Below are 6050 nucleotides of genomic sequence, written 5' to 3'. Positions count from 1 at the left end.
GCCGGGCTGACACGAATACCTGGATTATCTGCAAACAATACCTTGACTATCTACAATCGCCAGTGTAGATAATCTAGGCATGGGCAAACCAAGCGATCTCGTTCAAGGCACCCTCGACCTCCTCATCCTCAAGACCGTGGCCCTCGAGCCGCTGCACGGATGGGCCATCGCCAAGCGCATTCAGCAGGTTTCCGGCGAGGTGCTGCAGGTCCAGCAGGGTTCGCTGTATCCCGCACTCCACCGCCTCGAGCAGCAGGGGTGGATCAAAGCGAAGTGGCAGGAAAGCGAGACCGGGCGCCAGGCCAAGTTCTATTCGCTGACTGCCGCAGGCCGCAAGCAGATGAACGCCGAGTCCGCCAACTGGAGCCGTCTGTCAGCCGCGATCAATTTGATCGTCAGCGAAGCGTGAGAAGCAGGGAAATAGGGACAAAGGAAATAGGGACAAAGGAACAAAGGGCAGAGTCGAGTTCAATGCAGGGAGCGAGGGGTACAGCATGCAAGGTCTGAGCCGTTTGGGTATACAACTCCGGATGCTCTTCGGCCGCCGCCGGGCCGCGGTTGAATTGGACGCCGAACTCCGTGATCACCTCGACCGCCAGATTGCCGAAAACACTGCGCGCGGGATGAGTGCGGAAGAGGCGCGGACGGCTGCAGTGCGCACGTTCGGTAATCTAACCCTCCTGCGCGATCAGGCGCGCGGCACCTGGAATTGGGCGCGCATGGAGTCGGTTCTGCACGATCTGCGCATTGGCTGCCGGATGCTGCTTCGCGCTCCCGGTTTTACTGTGATCGCTATTCTCGTGATGGCGCTCGGCATCGGCGCCAACGTGGCGCTGTTCACCATCGTGCGCGGTGTGCTGCTCAAACCGCTGCCCTACCCCGACCCTGGCCGTCTGGTCACCCTCTACGAGCGCTCCGCGGAGTCCGGCCTTGGCCAGTTCAACCCCGTCGCAGCCGGAAGCTTTTACGAGTGGCAACGCGCCGCCGCGGGCGTAGAGCAGATGGCGATGGTATCGCCATTTCAGAATTACAACGTCTCCGCGGAAGGCGGAAAGCTCCCCGAACGCATCGACGCCAGCATGTGCTCGTGGAACCTGTTCTCGATCCTCGGCGTCCAGCCCGCCCTCGGCCGCGCCTTCACCGCCTCCGACGACCAACACAGCGCCCAGGCCACCGTGATTCTGAGTGACGCCTTCTGGCGCAGACGTTACGCCAGCGATCCAGCCATTGTGGGCAAAAGCATTTGGCTCGACGCCAAACCCTACACCATAATCGGCGTGCTGCCGGCGTCTTTCGTATTCAACAGCGCGTTCGGCGGCGCCACCATCCTCGTGTGGACGCCTATCGGCCACGAAGCGCCCGACGCTCTGCTGCAGGCCTATGACGATCACGAAATGATTGTGACCGCGCGCCTCAAGCCGGGCGCAACGCTCGCCTCCGTGCTGGCCCGACTGGGCGCGGTACAGGCGCAAATAAAGAAGGAGCACAAGACGGGAGGGGTCAACGGCGCAGTCAATGGCCGCTCCATGCTCGACGATGCTGTGCATGAGTACAAGACTCCTCTCTACGCTCTGCTCAGCGCCACCGCCTGCGTCCTCCTCATCGCGTGCATGAACGTCGCCAGCCTGCTGATTGCCCGCACGGCGGCCCGCAGCAAGGAAATGGCTCTTCGCACTGCGCTGGGAGGCGGGCGGCTGCGCCTGATGCGCGAACGACTGACGGAGAGCGTCCTTATCTCAGCTTGCGCGGGAGCTGCCGGCATCGTTATGGCGTGGGCTGCGCTGCAACTGCTGGTGAGAATGCGGCCCGATATGAACCGCATCGAGTCGATTCGGATCGACAGCGGTGTTGTGCTCTTCACCTTTGCAACCATTGCCGGGTGCGCGTTGTTCTCCGGACTTATCTCGGCACTGGGCTCCGATGGAAAGAAGCTGCTCAGCGCCCTGCAGGAATCCTCACGCACCAATCGCGGCAGTCATCAACGCGCCACCCTGCGCAAGGTATTGCTGGTGCTTGAAGTCAGCCTCACGGTGGTGCTGCTGGCGGGGGCCGGCTTGCTGCTCAAGAGCTACCAGCGCATGCGCAGCACTGATCTGGGCATTCCCATCGAAAACACGCTCACCATGCGCGTGAGCCTGCCGGAATCGCGCTACAAGGAAGAAGTACAGCAGGTGGCATTCTTTGAGCAGCTCATAGCCGGCGTACGTGCGCTGCCGGGCGTGGAAGCAGCCGGCCTGGTGAGCACCGCTCCCGGCCAGGGCTGGGGCGGCGACACGCTCGGAGACACCGTCGAGCAGCCTAGAAGAGTCGAAGACCTCGTCGACATGCACCGGCGCGCCGCCGATCCCGGCTACTTCGCCGCCGCGCATATTCCCCTGCTGCGGGGGCGCATCTTCACGTCCGACGAGCGCCTCGCCCGCTCCCACGTGACTGTGATATCGCTGGCTACAGCCCAGCAGTTGTTTCCCGGCCAGGATCCAATCGGCAAACATCTACGCTTCGAATTCAACAAAGATGCCTACGAGATCATTGGGGTAGTCGGCGATACGCGCTGGAGCATCCACGAACCCCCGAAGCCGACCATGTACATGCCGCTCTATGGGAACGGCTGGATGTCAGCCACCATCTTTGTGCGCGCGCACAATCCTGAATCGCTCGCCATGCCCATCGAGAACGTCGTCGGCAAGCTCGACCGCGATCTTCCGGTTGCCGACATCATGACGTTGAATGACACCATCGCGAAATCTACGCTCGACTCGCAGTTCGATTCGGTCCTCATCCTGAGCTTTGCCATCATTGCGCTCCTCCTGGCGGCGGCCGGCCTCTATGGCGTGCTCGCGTATCTCGTCACGCAGCGCACCGGCGAGATCGGCATCCGCATGGCCCTGGGGGCGCCGCGCCCGCAGGTGCTGAGACTGATTCTGCTCGATGGCCTGAGGCCCGCGCTGCTGGGGCTGGCCGTGGGACTGGCAGCCTCTGCGGCCACCGGCCGCCTGATCACGTCCATGCTCTTCAATACCAAGCCGCTCGACCCCGGCATTTACGCCGGCGTCGCCGGCACCCTTCTAGTAGTCGCAACCATTGCCTGCATCCTGCCGGCGTGGCGCGCCAGCCGCGTCGATCCCATGCAGGCCTTGCGGACCGAGTAAGGGCACGCATTGCGGATACCTCTCGCCTCTGATCCGTGGTCCCTGGCCACTGATCCCTGCCTCAATGCACATTCCCCTTGCACTTCTACATGGGATCGTATTACGCTCCTCCTGTAGAAGTGAAAGGGGACTCGCTTGACCGGGCGCATTGAACTTCCGCAGGGCACGCTCGACCTTCTCATCCTGCGTACATTGCTGACCGGGCCGCAGCATGGCTGGGCCATCTCTGAGCGTGTGCAGCAAGTCTCGAGTGAGGTCCTCAGCATTCAGCAGGGGTCGCTCTACCCTGCCCTCCACCGGCTGGAGCGGCGCGCCTGGATCAAGGCGACGTGGGGCACATCCGATAACAACCGCCGTGCCAAATATTACGAGCTCACTCGCGCCGGAAAGAAGCAGTTGGAAGCGGAAACCGAAGCCTGGCGAAAGCTGGCCGTCGCCGTCGAACAGGTGCTGGAAGGCGCTTGAGAAGGAGCATGAACTCATGCTGGACGATCTGCGTTATCGCACCCGTGCGCTGCTGCACCACAAGCTCGTGGAAGGCGAACTGGACGAGGAGATCCGCTTCCACTTCGATCGCCAGGTAGAAAAACTGATGAGGTCGGGGATGTCTGAGCAGGATGCAAGGCGCGAGGCACGCCTCCGTTTCGGCGGACACGAGCAGGTAAAGGAAGACTGCCGCGATGCGCGCGGCACCAGTTTCATCGAGCTCACGATCGACGATGCGAAGTACGCTGTGCGCCAACTGTGGGCCAATCCCACCTTCGCGCTGGTCATGATCGTCACGCTCGCACTCAGCATTGGAGCCAACAGCGCCATCTTCAGCGTGATTAATGGAGTGTTGCTGAAGAGCTTGCCCTATGCAGAGCCTGAGCACCTGACACGCATCTTCCTTTCCAGCCATGAGTATCCCAAGTTCCCGCTCAATCCCTGGGATTTCCTCGATTTCCGCGCCCGCAACCATTCCTTCGAATCCATGGCGGCATTCACGCGAGGCGACGTGCAACTCTCCGGTGAAGGTGAGCCGGTCAAGCTGAATGGCTTCGGCATCACCTCCGGCTACTTCCGCGTGCTTGGATTGCATCCGCAGCTCGGACGCGAATTCGACTTCCAGGCCGAAGTGCCGGGCAATGGCCTTCAGGTCATTCTCAGCGACCGTGTCTGGCGCACGCGTTTCGGCGCCGATCCACACATCGTAGGCCGCAAGGTCACGCTCAATATGCAGCCGTTCACCGTGATCGGCGTGATGCCTGCAGGCACTGAGCACCCCGGCAACGTGTACCACTCGCTTGCCTACGGAGAAAGCGTGGATGTGTGGTGGCCCTTCTCGTTCGCCGGCAACTCCAATCAGCGCGGCTCCCATTTCATCGAGGGCATCGGCCGCCTCAAGCCCGCAGTGAGCATCGATCAGGCGCAGGGCGAGATGAATGCCATCATGGCGCAGATTGGCCGCGAGCATTCCGCCAGCGGCACGGGCTGGTCCGTGCTTGTGGTTCCGCTCTACTCTGAAGTGGTTGGCAACACCCGGCGCCTGCTTCTCGTTCTGCTCGGTGCGGTGGGAATCGTTCTGCTCATCGCCTGCGCCAACGCGGCCAATCTGCTGCTGGCACGCGCATCCGCCCGCCAACGCGAGATTGCTGTGCGCCTCGCCATGGGCGCGCCGCGTTTGCGGGTGGTGCGCCAACTCCTCACGGAGAGCCTCATCATGGCATTCACTGGCGGCGTTCTTGGCCTCGCTCTGGCCTTCGGCGGAGTGCGCGCGCTGGTCTCCTTGCTGCCGGCCGATTTTCCGCGAGCCCACGACATTCACGTAAGCGGGCCCGTGCTGGGGTTCACGCTCCTCGTCAGCGTTCTCACCGGAATCCTGTTCGGGCTGGCGCCGGCCATGCAGGCCGCGCGCACTGATCCCAAACAGGGCCTGCAGCAAAGCAGCCGAGCCGCCACCGCCACTCGCCATCAAAACCGCCTCCGCAATGCCCTGGTCATTGCGGAGGTCGGCATGGCATGCGTCCTTCTCATCGGCGCGGGCTTGATGCTTCGTACGTTTCTCAATCTTCTCCATCTCAATCCCGGCTTCCGCCAGGATCAACTCCTCACGGCCAGCCTTTCGCTTCCCCACGCCCGCTATAAGACTTCCGAGCAAACCGCGCAATTCTTCAGCAGGCTTACCGCGGCGCTCGCTCAGCTCCCCGGCGTGCAGAGCGCCGGCGCCGGCAGCGACCTGCCCTGGACAGGCTATGACGAGAACGCCGGCGGCTTCATCCTTGAGGGCAAGAAGACCGCGCCGAATGACGAGTCTCACGCGCGCTACCACATGGCCACGCCCGGCTATTTCAGCGCCATGGGCATTCCCCTGCTTCAGGGCCGCTTCTTCACGGAGGCTGACAAGACAGGCGCGCCGCGGGTCCTCATCATCAACCTCGCCATGGCCCGCAAGTACTGGCCCGGCGAGGACGTTCTAGGCAGGCGCATCACCTTTGAAGACAACCCCAAAAAAGACGAAGACTGGATGACCATCGTAGGCGTGGTGGGGGATATCAAAGACCAGCCCAACAGCCCGGGCGCCGAACCCGCCTTCTGGTGGTCGGAGTACCAGGCGACGCAGACGGATATGTCCGTCGCCGTCCGCACCGAGTCCGATCCGCGTGCGGCCGTGGACGGCCTGCGCAGCGCCGTTCATCGCCTCGATCCCGAACTGGCCGTGGCCGAAATCAAGCTTATGGACCAGGTAACAGACGCGTCTGTCTCCACGCCCCGCTTCACTTTGGTTCTGGTCGCACTCTTCGCCGCACTCGCCATCCTGCTTGCAGGCATCGGCGCCTATGGGGTCATCGCCTACACCGTTACCCAGCGCACCTCGGAGTTCGGCCTGCGCGTCGCCCTTGGCGCGCAACGCCGCGACCT

Annotated in this window: 4 protein-coding genes; all 4 read left to right on the top strand. The window is 62.7% G+C overall.

The annotated features are described in order from the left end of the window. The first annotated feature begins 79 nt into the window (after window positions 1-79). The gene (locus VGL22_RS20260) at window positions 80-409 is read left to right on the top strand and encodes a PadR family transcriptional regulator (RefSeq protein ID WP_465268778.1); all 330 of its coding nucleotides are present in this window, start codon (window positions 80-82) and stop codon (window positions 407-409) included. 103 nt (window positions 410-512) lie between these two features. Continuing rightward, window positions 513-3149, top strand: coding sequence for an ADOP family duplicated permease (locus tag VGL22_RS20255; protein WP_465268777.1), 2637 nt, complete (start codon window positions 513-515; stop codon window positions 3147-3149). Between the two features lie 135 nt (window positions 3150-3284). Further along, window positions 3285-3614, top strand: a complete 330-nt coding sequence (locus VGL22_RS20250; protein ID WP_465268776.1) for a PadR family transcriptional regulator — start codon at window positions 3285-3287, stop codon at window positions 3612-3614. A 16-nt stretch (window positions 3615-3630) separates the two neighbouring features. Further along, window positions 3631-6050, top strand: a 2420-nt coding sequence (locus tag VGL22_RS20245) for an ADOP family duplicated permease (protein WP_465268775.1), incomplete at its 3' end; no start/stop codon positions are given.

This window comes from Occallatibacter sp., from assembly GCF_036502485.1.
Lineage (GTDB): Bacteria > Acidobacteriota > Terriglobia > Terriglobales > Acidobacteriaceae > Telmatobacter.
This window is presented reverse-complemented; position numbering and strand designations above follow the sequence as displayed.